The organism is Streptococcus mitis (assembly GCF_003942995.1).
Lineage (GTDB): Bacteria > Bacillota > Bacilli > Lactobacillales > Streptococcaceae > Streptococcus > Streptococcus mitis_CV.
Window position 1 is genome coordinate 32,251 of sequence record NZ_RJOH01000005.1, and the last position, 14,790, is coordinate 47,040.

The following is a 14,790-nucleotide window of genomic DNA, read 5'->3' on the forward strand; positions in this document are numbered from 1 at the left end:
TCTCACTTTAATTCTTCTGCTAGAACACTCATATTTTCTTCAAGATTTTCTAGGTAAGTCTTGTCATTTTGTGGGTCTGCCTCTAAAGGATTCAGAGTTTTAAGCCCCACACCTGTTGATTTGACAAGAGTTTCAGCTACTTTTGAAGAAGCATTACTTTCTGTAAAAATTGTTTTAACCTTATAGGTTTTAACAAATTCCTGAATTTCTGTTAGTTGTCTTGGACTTGGTTCTTGTTCTGGAGAGATACCTGCAATACCAAGTTGATTGAGTCCAAATCGCTTAGCAAGATAAGAAAAGGCTGTATGCTGTGTTACAAAAGTTTTCTGACTCGCTTTTTCAAATTTAGGCTGGAATTTCTTAGTCAATTCTTGAGCTTTTTTGATAAAGGCTTGCGCATTTTTTTGATAAGTTTCTTTATGTTCACTATCCACCTCTGAAAGTTTATCAGCGATAATCTGAGCTTCTTCGCCAGCTTTTTCAGGATCTAGCCAAGTGTGAGGGTCATAGAGCGTTTTTTCATCAACTCCATCCCCTGCTTCCACATCTTCTAGCCCTGGGACACGGTCTAAGGTCATTCCTTCAGAAGCCTCTAAAACCTTAACTTTAGATTTTTTTAGATTGGGATCCAGGCTTCCTGCCCAAGATTCGAGCGTATGCGAATGGTAAACAAAGACATCTGCATCATAGATGGCTGCGATATCATTTGCCGAAGGTTCAAAGGAGTGAATCCCACTACTTGACTGAATCATCCGAACATCATTCAAGTCACCAGATACTTCCTTGACCATAGCATAGACAGGATAAAAACTTGTTACAATTTTCATCCCTTTCCCTGTCTGACTTTCCTTCTGCCCACAAGCACTTAAACACAAAAGAAAGACACTTAACAATACTAAAAATAAACTTTTTTTCTTCATAGATAACTCCTTAACTATTTAATTAACTGGTAAACATTCTACTCCTAAAAATTTAATCTGTCAAGCTATTTTTAGAAAAAATTTGAAATTTCTTTCACATATAAAAATCTGCTGAGTTTCAATAACTCAACAGATTCTCACTTTATTCTTCTATGGTAGAATGCTTATAGCCATAAGAAAAGTAAATGATACTTCCTATCAACAATGCAACTAGGAAAGCAATCCAGGTTTCCATATTATACTGCAACATAAAGGATAAACAAATGATGATTGATAAAATAGGTAATAAGGGTACTAATGGTGTTTTAAATTCTCCAGCTTTGGGCATTCCTTTTTCTTTCCGTAAACGAATCAGACCATAAGCCAGCATGATCAAGTAGGCCAAGGTACAAATATTTAAGAAGGCTGCGATACTAGCAAGAGGGAACATTCCTGCTGCTACTGCTGAAGCTAGACCGGTCAAGATAGTAGCATTTTTTGGTACCTTGCTTGTTTTGGTTAGTTCTTTAAAGGTAGCAGGCATCAAGCCGTCACGCGCTAAACTGTAAATCATACGCGATAGGGCATAGGTCATCGAGATACAAACCGTAATCAAGGTCAAAATAGCCACTAATGACACATAGTTGGCTGCCCAACTAATCCCAATGCTGCGAAGAGCAAAGGCAACGGCATCGTCGACATTTAGGTGACTATAGTGAACCACACCAGTCAAAACAAGAGTCACCAAGGCATAAAGAATAGTTACGATAGAAAGCGATAAGACAATCCCTCTAGGAATATTTTTTTGAGGAGTCTTGACCTCATCTACAGCCATAGAGATGGATTCAAACCCCAAAAAACCAAAGAACATCAAGGACGCACCAGCCATAATACCAGTACTAGCACCATAGATTTGTCCAAAACCATAGGGAGCAAAATTACTCCAATTATCAAGCTTGATATGCCAGATTCCTACTAAAACAAAGAGAGCTAAAGCGGAAAATTTCAAAATAACTAGAATAGAATTAAAACGTAATGCTGCTTTAGCATTGAGTAAAACAAGTGAGGTCACCAAGACCAAGACAAGAATAGGCAATAAATCAACAAATGTCCCTGCTTGAGGATTAAAGGTACCATTTAAAGCCTGAGGAAGGGCTATCCCATATTGAGAAAGCAAGCCTTTAAAATAAGCTGCCCAACCCGAAGCCACACCAGATATGGCTGTCATGAATTCCATCATGGTTAACCAACCAGCCAACCAAGCTGGGAATTCTCCTAAAATAGCATAGAGATAGCTGTAGGCACCACCTGTAGCGGGTACTCGTGAAGCAAATTCTGCAAAAAAGAGGGCTGATAATCCTACACACAAGGCAGAAATGACGATTGAAATCACTAGGGCTGGACCCGCTAGAGTTGCGGCTGCAGTACCTGTTATTGTAAAGACACCTGTCCCTACCATNGCTCCGATACCCAGCAAAATCAAATCCCATAACTTCAAATGCCTGTGCATCTCCGTTTTATCCAAACTAACATTTTTTGTTCTAAATATATTCATCTTTGACTCCAAAATAAAATGATGATTCTATTTTACCATAAATATAGGATATTTGTGAATATTTATAAAACATTTTCCTAAAAAAATCTGACTACATCTTGTAATCAGATTTTTATCTATTCTAGTTCATTTCTTTAAAGGCTGCTTCTGCATCCGCATTGCTGATAGCACCAAATTGAATCTTTCCAATCTTTCCTTGACTGTCAATTAGGTATTCTGTAGGAATGCTTCGAATTTGATAAGCTTGGAATGTGGTTGCTTTTGTGTCATAAAGAACTGGGATATCCTTATAACCTTGATCTTGGAACCATTGTGGGAATTGCTCAACAGTTTTTTCACCTTGAATTCCTGGTGCAATAACAGTAAGAATTTCGAAGTCACGATCTTGTTTTGCAGCTAATTCCATCAACTCAGGCATACTTTTTTTACATGGACCACACCATGAAGCCCAAAACTTCAAATAAACCTTTTTACCCTTATAATCAGATAGCTTAACTTCTTTGCCATCCATTGATTGCAAGGTAAAATCTGGCGCATCTTTTCCAACAGCAATTTGTTGTACAGTCGTTTGTTGTTGTTTTGGAGTTTGTTCTGGTGCTTGAGTCTTTTTAGTCTCTTCCTCACCACAGGCTATCAATACGACTAATGACAAGAGGCTTAAGCCAGCAAACATTACTTTTTTCATCTTTTTCTCCTTTATTCAAAAATTCCAGCTAGAACATTTACTTGTCCTAATAGTAACAAAATTCCCATTAAAATAATGAGCAAACCACCAATTTTCTTCAGTAACATCATATGACGTTTGATTTTACTAAAATAAGGCATCACTACACCAGAAGCTAGAGCCAAAACCAAGAAAGGAATAGCCATCCCTAGAGTATAAATCAAGGTATAGATAGCTCCTTGCCAAGCACCATTGCCTCCAGAAGCCGCAAGCGCTAAAACAGAACTTAAAACTGGACCAATACAAGGCGTCCAACCAAAGCTAAAAGTAATACCGAGTAAAAAGGCTGACCAATAACGATTGGCTTCTGATTTCTTAAAAGTAAAGCTTTTTTGAACCTCTAATTTCTTAAAATGAAAAATTTCCATCTGGTGAAGGCCTAAAATGATAATAATTGTTCCCATGGTATATCGAAACCAATTGGTGTAGAGAATATTACCAAAGTAACCAGCACCGAATCCTAGAATAAAGAAAATGAGTGAAATGCCTGCGATAAAGCAAAGAGTTCGAATCAGACCTGACCAGGCAACCTTTCTCCCAAACAAAGAAAAGCTTTTTGCGCTTTCCTGATCATCCAGCAAAATTCCAGTATAAACAGGTAACAGAGGAAAAATGCAAGGGGAAAAGAAGGACAAGATCCCTGCTAAAAAAACGGAGATTGAAAATACTATCGTTTCCAATAAAGAACCAACTTTCTTAATAATTCTAATCCTATTTTACTATAATCAATTTCATTTGTATGATTTCTGCTACGCAATTTGAATTAGTCTGTATTTGAAAGATTTTCCGGTACTAGTTCATTCAGATTCTGGCCCTTTTTTGCCTCCCTATACACAAAAAAGCCTACTGCTCAAGCTAGAAAACTTGATACAATAGGCTTTTTAAAGGTTGATTATTTAACAGCGTCTTTAAGAGCTTTACCAGCTTTGAATGCTGGTACTTTAGAAGCTGCAATTGTGATTTCTTTACCAGTTTGTGGGTTGCGACCTTTACGTGCAGCACGCTCACGAACTTCAAAGTTACCAAAACCGATCAATTGAACTTTTTCACCAGCTGCAAGGTAGTCAGCTACTGCTGAGAATACAGCTTCAACTGCTGCTGCTGAGTCTTTCTTAGTCAATTCTGTAGCTTCTGCTACTTTAGCGATCAAATCTTGTTTGTTTGCCATGTTAATGATTCCTCCAATTTAATTTCTAATTAACAATTATAATCATATCCTAAAATCCCTTTTAGGTCAAGTTAAAAACGCTATTTCTTCCCATTTTATTTATTTTTTTAAGAGTAGTAACGTACTAAAATAGCCCAAGCGTTCTCACCCGTGTGAGTTTGAATAATGGAACCCGTTTCCAAAACAGAAATTGGCTTTTCAACATAAGCTTGTAAGCTTTCTTTCATCTCTTTTGCCCAATCAGCACTACCAGAATATGAAATTCCAATCTCTGCTACAGAACGTTCAGTTAGCGAACTTGTCAGCTCATCCAACCATTTTTTAAAAGTTTTAGCTCCACGCCCTTTTACGATTGGCTGCAATTCATGGTCTTTCATCTGCATGACAACACGTATATTGAGAAGGGAGCTCAACAATCCAGTTACACGGCCAATTCGTCCACCTTTGACAAGATTTTCCAAAGTAGAAACACCAATATAGAGTTCTGTGTGTTTTTTTACCTCTTCTATATGAGATAAAATTGCATCCATATCTTTTCCTTCTTGTGCTAACTTCGCAGCCTCAACAACCTGGAATTTCAGGGCTTGGTCAGTGAAGGAACTATCAATAACTGTCACGTCGGCAGTAGATAAACTAGCACCCTGTCGCGCTGCTTCTACAGTACCAGAAAGAGCATGGGACATATGAATAGCAAGAATCTGGCTACCATCCTTGCATAGGTCTTCAAAAACTTCAGCGAAGACACCTACAGGGGGCTGGCTTGTTTTCGGGAGATTCTTACTTGCTTGCATCAACTGAAGAAATTTACCTTCTTCTTTCAAATCCGCATCAGAATAAACAACATTATCAATCATTACAGATAACGGAACAACAGTGATATCTAATTGTTTTACTAGTTCAGGTTCAATAGTAACAGATGAATCGGTTACAATCTTAATTTTTGTCATAGTATCAATCTTTCTATTTTAGGATTCAGATTGGTTTTCTTACTTTTAATTATATCAAAAAAAGATTAAAAATCCTAATGGAGTCATTCAAATTTTCCTTAAAAATTTGATATAATCTACTTATAAGAAAAGAGGTCCCTATGATTAAAAAAATTTATCCCATTTTAACCATTTTACTAGGTGCTGCTATCTATGCTTTTGGTCTAACTTATTTTGTAGTTCCTCATCATCTCTTTGAAGGAGGGGCGACAGGTATTACCCTTATCACCTTTTATCTTTTTAAAATCCCTGTTTCTCTCATGAACCTGCTGATTAATATTCCCCTTTTCATACTAGCTTGGAAGATTTTTGGAGCAAAGTCCCTCTATTCTAGTTTACTAGGAACCTTAGCCTTGTCAGCCTGGTTGGCCTTTTTTGAACGTATTCCCCTTCATATTGATCTTCAAGGTGATTTACTAATCACTGCCCTTATAGCTGGAATTCTATTGGGAATTGGTCTTGGAATTATCTTTAATGCTGGAGGTACAACTGGTGGTACTGATATTCTAGCTCGTATTCTCAATAAATACACTCATATATCTATGGGGAAACTGCTTTTTATCTTAGATTTTTGTATTCTCATGCTTATTCTCCTAATCTTTAAGGATCTGAGATTAGTTACCTACACGCTCTTATTTGATTTTATCGTTTCTCGTGTTATTGATTTGATCGGCGAAGGTGGCTATGCAGGTAAAGGATTTATGATTATCACAAAACGTCCTGACCAACTTGCTAAGGCGATTAATGATGACCTAGGAAGAGGCGTTACTTTCATCTCAGGTCAAGGTTATTATAGTCGAGAAGATTTAAAAATAATTTACTGTATTGTCGGAAGAAATGAAATTGTGAAAATGAAGGAAATGATTCATCGAATTGATCCTCAAGCCTTTATAACCATTACAGAAGCTCACGAAATCCTTGGCGAAGGCTTTACTTTTGAAAAAGAATAAAAAGAGGTAATGTACTGAATTGATTTCTTTTAGAATCTACAATAATAACGTGAAACAATGATAATTTCTCCATCAAAGTAATCCTTTAAATCTTCTGTCGTGAGAGTATCGAATTGACTACTAAAATCAAGAAGATATAATTCCTCTACACCCTCTCGGTTTTACTTTCTTTCACGTTCAGTAGAGTTCAAAATATGTAAAAACAATTCCGAATGATAAGGCTCTAAAGCAATCTTTAAAGATTCATTAAAGGTCATGACTACGATAGGCAATAAATGCTTCATCGCAGCCTTGTTGGCAACACGAAATAATTATTTATCAGATAGTTTGCCAATATCTTTGTGGTTTTTATAGAAAATCTGAAACATATTTTTTACCTGAAGTGTAACAGTGTAGAAAATTCATTTTTTGAAATGATAATAATGTACAAGATATTGAGGTAAGAATTTTAAAACCAGAAAAACGCATTATATCAGGCACTTAAAAACATGATACAATGCGTTTATTTAATATGAAAAGATCTAGTGGATTCTTTAGAAATGAACTTCCAGCAGCCTTTTCACTTTTTATTAATAAGTCCCTTCTTCACCTTGGCTAGTCAAGATAACAGGTCCATCTTTCGTAATGACAAATTGGTGTTCATATTGGCATGACAGTCCACCGTCAATGGTTTTATGCGCCCAGCCAGTTTTCATATCTGTATCGATTTCCCAGTCACCTGTATTGATCATCGGTTCAATGGTCAAGACCATACCTTCACGAAGACGAAGTCCACGACCTGCAATACCATAGTTGGGAACCATTGGCTCTTCGTGCATAGTTGGGCCAACACCATGACCAACCAAATCTCGCACTACACCGTATCCACGACTTTCAGCGTATTCTTGAATAGCCGCACCGATATCACCGATACGATTTCCAACAACAGCCTGCTCAATCCCCTTATACATGGCCTCTTTAGTTACATCCATCAAGTTTTTCACTTTTTCGGACGGTGTACCAACAGCATAAGCCCAACAAGAGTCTGCTAGGCCACCAGAATAGCTCTGAGTGTATTTTTTCATTTGCTCCACATTGTTGAAATTTAATTTTGAGACATTCAGGTCAGATTTAGCAATGGGACCTCCCAAAACCATATCAACTTTGAGCAAATCACCATCTTTCAAGATATAGTGACGAGGGAAAGCATGAGCCACTTCATCATTAAGAGAGCAACAGGTAGCATAAGGATAGTCCATCATTGCACCGTCAACTCCAATCTGAAGCGGAAGGAAATTTTCTTCCTTACATCGACGGCGAACATATTCTTCAACTTCCCACATATCTACGCCAGGCTTAATCAAATCACGTAAGCCGATATGAATACTTGCTAGAAAATCACCAGCCTTGTCCATAGCTTCGATTTCACGAGCTGATTTTAATGTTATCATTTTTTCTCCTAGTTTCTAATTAATTTTAACGGTTACATTTGCTTTTGAAACGATCTGGTGACCATGATAAATATCGTAGTCAATAATAGCTGACCGTCTAGTATGATGAATAATGCGTGCTTGAATTCGCAGTCTATCATCTATCTGAACCGCTTGCAAAAAGTAGATTAGCATCTGCTCGATAATGAGATTGCGGCCACTATTAACAACCAAATCTTGAGTCATATGGGTCAAAATTTCTGCCAATACACCATTAGCCAAAACACCGTTCTTCTCAAGCATAAAGGGTTCCACTGTAATCACTACTTCATCATGGTGATAAGAAAGTTTTTGACCAATCTGTTCAGAAAAAGTAGGTAGAGCAGAAACTTGGGAACGACTCATCTTCTCCATGACATCTCGTCTTGTTACAACCCCAAGCAAGGTTTGATTATTTCGAACAACCGGTACCATTTCAAAGTCTTCAGCAATCATCCGTTGACTCACATTGGCAATATTTGTCGATAATCCAACCAAAAATAGACTACGAGACATGACTTTATCAATTGTGGTACTTGGTGACTTATCACCCGCATCTCTCATAGTTACAACTCCAACAACAACCTGATGTTGGTTAATAACTGGAAAACGGCTGCTACGACTCTTACGAACTAAGTCCAAATAATCTTTGACTGTGTCGGTTTCTCTCAGAAAACCATACTCATGACTTGGGCGATAAAGTTTCTCAACTGTCAGAATATCAGTCTTGATTTGTACATTTGACAGGGCTTTGTTGATCATGGTCGCGACAGTGAAAGTGTCATGCTTGCTTCTTAAAACTGGAATTCCTTTTTGATTGGCCAGTTTAAGTACATCATCATGGACATGAAATCCACCTGTAACCAGGACTGCATTTTCATTTTCCAAGGCTAGCAACTGAATACGGGTTCGGTCTCCGACAATCAAGAGCCCCCCATCGTGAAGGTAAGACAAGATATTTTGTTCAGTCATGGCACCAATTGAAAACTTACTGAATTCTCTCTCTAAACCTTCTTGCCCAGCCAGAACCTCAGAAGAAGTCACTTCTGCAATTTCAGCAAAAGTTAATCTCTCTATAGCAACTTTCTGAGATTTAACACGGATAGTACCACTTCTTGGGCGAGTCTCTACAATTCCACGATTTTCAGCTTCTTTAATAGCCCGATAAGCCGTTCCATCACTGACTCCCAGATGATTGGAAATGCTACGAACACTGACCCTTTTACCGACAGGTAATTCCTCCAAATAGCTTAGAATTTCCTGATGCTTACTCATTGAATTCTCCTTTTACATACCGAAATTCAAAATAATCCCGCATTTTTCTTGTGTAGCGATCACTTCCCTTAAACTGACGAATCAAACGGAATCCAGACTTAAGGGCAACCCGTTGACTAGCTTCATTTTCAAGGTGGGTAATGATGGATAATTGTTTTAAGCCAAATTCTTCAAAAGAAAGCTGACAAATTTTTCTAACAACCTCTGTCATAAATCCTTGCGACCAAGCATCTTTTCTCAAAAAATAGCCAAGCTCAGCTTCTTTTTTGATTTCATCTAACTTCTCAAATTTAATAGAACCAATCATTTGTTGATTTTTCTGGTCACAAATTGCCCACACTCCCAAAGGGGACTTCATAAAGTAATTGGCCAGTGCATATTGACTTTCTTCCAGACTTGCCTGAGTTGGGAAAATAAATTGTAAATTTTCAGGATTTGAGGCTATCTCATGGAAGTCTTGACTATCACTAAAAAAGAAAGGACGCAAATACAAGCGATCCGTTTCAAAAAAAGAAAACATTGCTAATTTGGTCCAAATATTCATAAACACCTCTACGGTTTATTCTTCAACTAATGAAATATCTGCCCCTAGATTACGTAGTTTTTCAATAATATCTGAATAACCACGTAAGATGAACTCAATATTAGTAATTTCAGTTTTACCTTCAGCCATCAAACCAGCGATGACAAGTGCAGCACCAGCTCTAAGGTCAGTAGCTTTTACATTTGCACCACGTAAACTACGTCCACCAGTATATAAAATATGGTCATTTGTAGTCGTAATATCTGCATCCATCTTTGCTAGTTCAAAAACATGGTTTACTCGTTTTTCATAAATGGTATCAATAATGGTACCACGTCCCTCTGCTGTTAACAAGAGAGGAGTAATTGGTTGTTGCAAGTCAGTAGCAAAACCAGGATAAGGAGCTGTCTTAATATTGATTGCTTTCAAATTAGACTGTTCTTCAACAAAAATACTGTCTTCAGATACAGTCATTCGAACTCCCATTTCTTCCAACTTAGCGATGAATCCTTCTAAGTGTTCATAAAGAACATTATTAATACGAATTCCCTTACCGACTGCAGCAGCTAAGGAAATATATGTTCCTGCTTCAATACGGTCTGGAATCACCTGATGACGCGTTCCATGTAATCTGTCAACACCATCAATAATGATGATATTGGTTCCAGCACCACGGATATGGGCACCCATATTATTCAATAGAGTAGCAACGTCAATAATCTCAGGTTCACGGGCTGCATTTTCAATAATAGTACGACCATTTGCTTTAACCGCAGCAATCATCGTATTAATCGTCGCACCCACACTAACCGTATCCATGTAGATACTTGCGCCGTGAAGTCCTGTATCTTTGGCAGATAACTTCATGTTATCTCCCTCGTAGCTAACAGTTGCTCCCATAGCTTCAAAAGCCTTAAGGTGTAAGTCAATAGGGCGAGGTCCCAAATCACATCCACCAGGTAAACCAACAGTGGCTTCACCAAAGCGACCTAAAAGACTTCCATAAAAATAATAAGATGCACGAAGACTGTTGATTTTCCCATAAGGCATTGGAATATTTTGAACACCTCGTGGATCAATCTCTAACACATCGTCATAACGCTTAACGGTAGCACCCATTAACTCCATGATTTCGACAAGACTAGCAACATCGGAAATATCTGGAACACAATCCAAAGTCACCACATCATCAGCCAAAATAATAGCTGGAATTAAGGCCACAACGCTATTTTTAGCACCGCTAATAGTGATTTCACCTTGCAAGGGTAATCCACCATTGATAACAATTTTTCTCATTCTAAATTTTTTATGCTCTTTCAAAATTTCTAAAAAGGTCCTACATTAAAGTATATCATAAATTCACCCTTTTTTCCATCATTTTCAATTATATTAGCTGAATCGTATTTATTGGTAAATGAGATGTCTTGAAATGTTTTGCCCCTTTTTTGCCCCCTAAATACAAAAATAGCCCTTCGGATAAAATCCGAGGGGCTAGAAACGTTGTTAAATCAACGGCCGAACTTTTGAATTTCAAGGTTCGGGATAAAATAGTTCACTGAACTATTTTATTTTTTCAAGTTGTAGAATGATTTCAATCCACGGTATTCTGCTACTTCACCAAGTTGGTCTTCAATGCGAAGCAATTGGTTGTATTTAGCGATACGGTCTGTACGTGAGAGTGAACCTGTTTTGATTTGTCCAGCGTTAGTTGCAACTGCGATGTCAGCGATTGTTGAATCTTCAGTTTCACCTGAACGGTGTGATACAACTGCAGTGTAACCTGCTTCTTTAGCCATTTCGATAGCTTCAAATGTTTCAGTAAGAGTACCGATTTGGTTAACTTTGATAAGGATTGAGTTAGCAGCACCTTCTTGGATACCACGTGCAAGATAGTCAGTGTTTGTTACGAAGAAGTCGTCACCAACAAGTTGTACTTTCTTACCAAGACGTTCAGTAAGAGCTTTCCAACCATCCCAGTCGTTTTCATCCATACCATCTTCGATAGTAATGATTGGGTATTTGTTAACCAATTCTTCAAGGTAGTCGATTTGTTCTGCAGATGTACGAACAGCAGCACCTTCACCTTCAAATTTAGTATAGTCGTAAACTTTACGTTCTTTATCGTAGAATTCTGATGAAGCACAGTCAAATCCGATAAATACGTCTTTACCTGGAACATATCCAGCAGCTTCGATCGCAGCAAGGATAGTTTCAACACCGTCTTCAGTTCCTTCGAAACGAGGAGCGAATCCACCTTCGTCACCTACGGCAGTTTCCAAACCACGTGATTTAAGGATTTTCTTAAGAGCGTGGAAGATTTCAGCACCGTAACGAAGAGCTTCTTTAAATGTTGGCGCACCAACTGGCAAGATCATGAACTCTTGGAAAGCGATTGGAGCGTCAGAGTGAGAACCACCGTTGATGATGTTCATCATTGGAGTTGGAAGAACTTTAGTGTTGAATCCACCAAGGTAGCTGTAAAGTGGGATTTCAAGGTAGTCAGCAGCAGCACGAGCAACAGCGATAGACACACCAAGGATTGCGTTTGCACCCAATTTACCTTTGTTAGGAGTACCGTCAAGAGCGATCATAGCACGGTCGATAGCTTGTTGATCACGTACATCGTAGCCGATGATAGCTTCAGCAATGATGTTGTTTACGTTGTCAACAGCTTTTTGTGTACCAAGACCACCGTAACGAGATTTGTCACCGTCGCGAAGTTCAACTGCTTCGTGTTCACCAGTAGAAGCTCCTGATGGAACCATACCACGTCCGAAAGCACCTGATTCAGTGTAAACTTCTACTTCAAGTGTTGGGTTACCGCGTGAGTCTAGGACTTCGCGAGCGTAAACATCAGTAATAATTGACATTTTTTACTCTCCTTATGAGTTAAATTTTTTACACCTCTATAATACCTTAAAAGCCCTCCTTTTTCAAGAAAAAACGTTATCTTTGTGCAAATTTTCCTTAACTTTATAAAGTAATCGCTTTCTTTTATCTGTTTTATTCTAACTTTTATGATATACTGTTTTCATGACAGATTTATCAAAACAATTACTTGAAAAAGCTCATGGTGGGCCAAAATTAAATCCAGATGAGCAAAGACGCTATCTTGGCACTTTTGAGGAAAGAGTTCTTGGATATGCAGATATTGACACAGCAAATAGTCCTCAGCTAGAAAAAGGCTTTTTATCTATTTTAGAAAACCTACAGGAAAAAGCAGAGCCACTATTTGTGAAAATCTCACCAACTATCGAATTTGACAAGCAAGTTTTCTACTTAAAAGAAGCTAAAGAAACTGATAGTCAAGCTACCATTGTATCTGAAGAGCATACTTCTTCTCCTTTTGGCCTGATTATCCATAGCAATGCACCAGTACAAGTAGAAGAAAAGAACCTTCGACTTGCTTTTGCAAAACTTTGGGAAGTTAAAAAGGAAGAACCAGCCAAAACATCCATCTGGAAGAAATGGTTTGGCTAAATCTTGCGCATAGTTAATAAATGCCCTATATTGGCAGCCGTGTGCTCCAAATAGAGACTGGCATTTTTCAAACTATCTTCTAGAGGTTCACTTTTCTCCAAAATTGAAAAAACCGCTTGGATATTCTCAAATGGTAGGGAAGGTAAATCTTCAGCAAGACTACCACAAATAGCAATGACAGGAACTTCGACAGGGGTTCTTTTTGCAACACCAATAGGCGCTTTACCTGATAAGCTTTGAAGATCTAGCCTCCCTTCTCCTACAACAACCAAATCAGCATCTGAAACTTTCTTATCAAAGTTGATTAGGTTCAAGCAGGTATCAATTCCCGACACGATATTTGCCTGAGCAAAGGCACACAAACCGCCAGCAAGGCCTCCACCAGCTCCTGCTCCTTTTATTTCCAATATTGCAGGTGAGTTTTTTTCATAAAAATCTTGGATTGCTTGATCTACGGCATCAAACATAGTAGGATCTAGGCCTTTTTGCTTGCCAAACGTGTAGGTCGCACCTTGAGGACCACATAAGGGACACACGACATCTGCTAAAATACGAATTTGCACATCTTCAGGAATTTCATAGCGATTTTCTGTTGAAACTGAAGCTAATTTTAGTAAGGATTGACCGCATGCAGGCAAGACATTTCCATCCCTATCATAAAAACGATAGCCTAAACCAGCAGCAATCCCAATTCCTCCGTCATTACTGGCCGTACCACCAACACCGATATAGATTTCTTTAATCCCTTGAGCAATGAGATAACGAATCAATTCCCCTATTCCACAAGTTTGGATTTGAAGTGGATTTCGTTTCTCTAGCGGAATTTTTCCAAGGCCAACCAAGTCGGCAACTTCAAATAGTGCCAGTTGACTTTTTTGAAAATAGCGCATGGCTTCTTTTTGTCCAAAAGCTCCTGTCACTTGGATCCATTTTTCTTCAAGGTCAATAGAATGCCGAATAGCATCTACTGTACCTTCCCCACCATCACCAACAGGACAGAGGAGACATTCTACATCTGCTATCGATTGTTGGAAGCCTCTTTTTATAGCTTCAGCTACCTCTTCAGCGGTCAAGCTTTCCTTAAATGAATCTGGTGCAATTACAATCTTCATATTTTCCCTCATTCTAAAAAGTCAATCAAAGGTAGAACTTCTAAAAAATCTCTCTTGTCAACATGATGTGGTATTTCTTTTTTGAGTACCTCTTTGGCACAAAAGGCAATTCCTAGTCCTGATGACTTCAACATCAATAAATCATTGGCCCCATCACCGATTGCAATCGTTCTTTCTTTAGGAAGTTTTAGTTTCTCTCTCCATTTTTCCAGAGTCTCTTTTTTGACCTGGGGACTGATAATTTGTCCAACTAATGTTCCTGTTAGAAGACCGTCTTTAACTTCTAGTTGGTTGGCAGAGAAATAGGAAATACTAAGGGATTTTGCTAATCTGTCAACTATTGGTGTAAAACCACCGGACACCAGACCAACTAGTATGCCTTTCTTTTGGAGAATAGAGATGAATTCTTGGGCATTTAACGATAGATGAATAGAGTTGTAGACTTTATCAAAGACCGAAACAGGAAGGCCTTCCAAGAAGGACACTCTGTCTCGTAAACTGCTTTCAAAGTTCAACTCTCCTCGCATTGCCCGACTTGTAATCTGCGAAATTTCCTCCTCACGACCTGCCTCTCTACCCAAAAGATCAATCATTTCTTCTAGGATTAAGGTTCCATCAACATCCATAACACACAAACCTTTTACTTGAGACATCAGTTCTCCTCTCTAAA

15 protein-coding genes and 1 pseudogene are annotated in these 14,790 nt (G+C 38.3%); 2 read left to right on the forward strand and 14 right to left on the reverse strand.

Annotation, left to right across the window (positions count from 1 at the left end; genetic code table 11):
* Nucleotides 1–2 precede the first annotated feature (2 nt).
* The 6 genes from adcAII to D8836_RS04495 form a co-directional block, all read right to left on the reverse strand.
* Nucleotides 3–920 carry a zinc-binding lipoprotein AdcAII gene (adcAII, locus tag D8836_RS04470; RefSeq protein WP_004254291.1) on the reverse strand — a complete coding sequence of 306 codons (918 nt, stop codon included), beginning with the start codon at nt 918–920 and terminating at the stop codon, nt 3–5.
* 142 nt (nt 921–1,062) lie between these two features.
* On the reverse strand, nt 1,063–2,454 hold the full coding sequence (locus D8836_RS04475; RefSeq protein ID WP_125393280.1) for an APC family permease: 1,392 nt from the start codon (nt 2,452–2,454) through the stop codon (nt 1,063–1,065).
* Between the two features lie 121 nt (nt 2,455–2,575).
* Nucleotides 2,576–3,139 (reverse strand): thiol-disulfide oxidoreductase-associated lipoprotein SdbB, encoded by a 564-nt coding sequence (gene sdbB / locus D8836_RS04480; protein WP_125393281.1) that lies wholly within the window; start codon nt 3,137–3,139, stop codon nt 2,576–2,578.
* 11 nt (nt 3,140–3,150) lie between these two features.
* Nucleotides 3,151–3,858 (reverse strand): thiol-disulfide oxidoreductase-associated membrane protein CcdA2, encoded by a 708-nt coding sequence (gene ccdA2 / locus D8836_RS04485; protein ID WP_025171153.1) that lies wholly within the window; start codon nt 3,856–3,858, stop codon nt 3,151–3,153.
* 212 nt (nt 3,859–4,070) lie between these two features.
* Nucleotides 4,071–4,346, reverse strand: coding sequence for an HU family DNA-binding protein (locus D8836_RS04490; RefSeq protein ID WP_001284642.1), 276 nt, complete (start codon nt 4,344–4,346; stop codon nt 4,071–4,073).
* 107 nt (nt 4,347–4,453) lie between these two features.
* A complete protein-coding gene (locus D8836_RS04495) occupies nt 4,454–5,293 on the reverse strand; it encodes a DegV family protein (RefSeq protein WP_045611731.1) in 840 nt (279 codons plus the stop codon).
* A gap of 140 nt (nt 5,294–5,433) precedes the next feature.
* On the opposite strand from D8836_RS04495, the gene D8836_RS04500 reads away from it, so the two are divergent.
* Nucleotides 5,434–6,282 (forward strand): YitT family protein, encoded by an 849-nt coding sequence (locus D8836_RS04500; protein ID WP_125393282.1) that lies wholly within the window; start codon nt 5,434–5,436, stop codon nt 6,280–6,282.
* 53 nt (nt 6,283–6,335) lie between these two features.
* Here the strand turns inward: D8836_RS04500 and D8836_RS04505 are convergent.
* From D8836_RS04505 to eno, 6 genes and pseudogenes are all read right to left on the reverse strand, one after another.
* Nucleotides 6,336–6,593: pseudogene (locus D8836_RS04505) on the reverse strand (nucleotidyl transferase family protein); the annotation flags it as partial.
* Nucleotides 6,594–6,851: 258 nt separating this feature from the next.
* Complete coding sequence (locus D8836_RS04510; RefSeq protein ID WP_084887236.1) at nt 6,852–7,712, reverse strand: methionyl aminopeptidase; 861 nt, start codon at nt 7,710–7,712, stop codon at nt 6,852–6,854.
* A 15-nt stretch (nt 7,713–7,727) separates the two neighbouring features.
* Complete coding sequence (gene spxR / locus D8836_RS04515) at nt 7,728–9,005, reverse strand: CBS-HotDog domain-containing transcription factor SpxR (protein ID WP_125393283.1); 1,278 nt, start codon at nt 9,003–9,005, stop codon at nt 7,728–7,730.
* Complete coding sequence (locus D8836_RS04520) at nt 8,998–9,549, reverse strand: GNAT family N-acetyltransferase (protein ID WP_125393284.1); 552 nt, start codon at nt 9,547–9,549, stop codon at nt 8,998–9,000. The genes spxR and D8836_RS04520 overlap by 8 nt, the downstream gene beginning before the upstream one ends.
* Nucleotides 9,550–9,564: 15 nt before the next feature.
* Nucleotides 9,565–10,824 (reverse strand): UDP-N-acetylglucosamine 1-carboxyvinyltransferase, encoded by a 1,260-nt coding sequence (locus D8836_RS04525; protein WP_125393285.1) that lies wholly within the window; start codon nt 10,822–10,824, stop codon nt 9,565–9,567.
* A gap of 269 nt (nt 10,825–11,093) precedes the next feature.
* Nucleotides 11,094–12,398, reverse strand: a complete 1,305-nt coding sequence (gene eno / locus D8836_RS04530; protein ID WP_000022813.1) for a surface-displayed alpha-enolase — start codon at nt 12,396–12,398, stop codon at nt 11,094–11,096.
* 163 nt (nt 12,399–12,561) lie between these two features.
* Here eno and D8836_RS04535 point away from each other — a divergent pair, with 163 nt between their 5' ends.
* The gene (locus D8836_RS04535) at nt 12,562–13,008 is read left to right on the forward strand and encodes a DUF1694 domain-containing protein (RefSeq protein ID WP_060628252.1); all 447 of its coding nucleotides are present in this window, start codon (nt 12,562–12,564) and stop codon (nt 13,006–13,008) included.
* On the opposite strand, the gene D8836_RS04540 is transcribed toward D8836_RS04535, so the two are convergent.
* Entirely contained in the window at nt 13,005–14,120 is a 1,116-nt protein-coding gene (locus D8836_RS04540; protein WP_125393286.1) for a glycerate kinase, read from the reverse strand. The genes D8836_RS04535 and D8836_RS04540 overlap by 4 nt on opposite strands.
* Before the next feature lie 8 nt (nt 14,121–14,128).
* Nucleotides 14,129–14,773, reverse strand: a complete 645-nt coding sequence (serB, locus tag D8836_RS04545) for a phosphoserine phosphatase SerB (protein ID WP_125393287.1) — start codon at nt 14,771–14,773, stop codon at nt 14,129–14,131.
* Between the last annotated feature and the right edge of the window lie 17 nt (nt 14,774–14,790).

Bases quoted from the DNA above. Each gene is read 5' to 3' on its own strand.
- adcAII (WP_004254291.1), bottom strand. From the start codon at position 920: ATGAAGAAAAAAAGTTTATTTTTAGTATTGTTAAGTGTCTTTCTTTTG.
- sdbB (WP_125393281.1), bottom strand. From the start codon at position 3,139: ATGAAAAAAGTAATGTTTGCTGGCTTAAGCCTCTTGTCATTAGTCGTA.
- D8836_RS04490 (WP_001284642.1), bottom strand. From the start codon at position 4,346: ATGGCAAACAAACAAGATTTGATCGCTAAAGTAGCAGAAGCTACAGAA.
- D8836_RS04495 (WP_045611731.1), bottom strand. From the start codon at position 5,293: ATGACAAAAATTAAGATTGTAACCGATTCATCTGTTACTATTGAACCT.
- D8836_RS04500 (WP_125393282.1), top strand. From the start codon at position 5,434: ATGATTAAAAAAATTTATCCCATTTTAACCATTTTACTAGGTGCTGCT.
- D8836_RS04510 (WP_084887236.1), bottom strand. From the start codon at position 7,712: ATGATAACATTAAAATCAGCTCGTGAAATCGAAGCTATGGACAAGGCT.
- spxR (WP_125393283.1), bottom strand. From the start codon at position 9,005: ATGAGTAAGCATCAGGAAATTCTAAGCTATTTGGAGGAATTACCTGTC.
- D8836_RS04520 (WP_125393284.1), bottom strand. From the start codon at position 9,549: ATGAATATTTGGACCAAATTAGCAATGTTTTCTTTTTTTGAAACGGAT.
- D8836_RS04525 (WP_125393285.1), bottom strand. From the start codon at position 10,824: ATGAGAAAAATTGTTATCAATGGTGGATTACCCTTGCAAGGTGAAATC.
- eno (WP_000022813.1), bottom strand. From the start codon at position 12,398: ATGTCAATTATTACTGATGTTTACGCTCGCGAAGTCCTAGACTCACGC.
- D8836_RS04535 (WP_060628252.1), top strand. From the start codon at position 12,562: ATGACAGATTTATCAAAACAATTACTTGAAAAAGCTCATGGTGGGCCA.
- D8836_RS04540 (WP_125393286.1), bottom strand. From the start codon at position 14,120: ATGAAGATTGTAATTGCACCAGATTCATTTAAGGAAAGCTTGACCGCT.
- serB (WP_125393287.1), bottom strand. From the start codon at position 14,773: ATGTCTCAAGTAAAAGGTTTGTGTGTTATGGATGTTGATGGAACCTTA.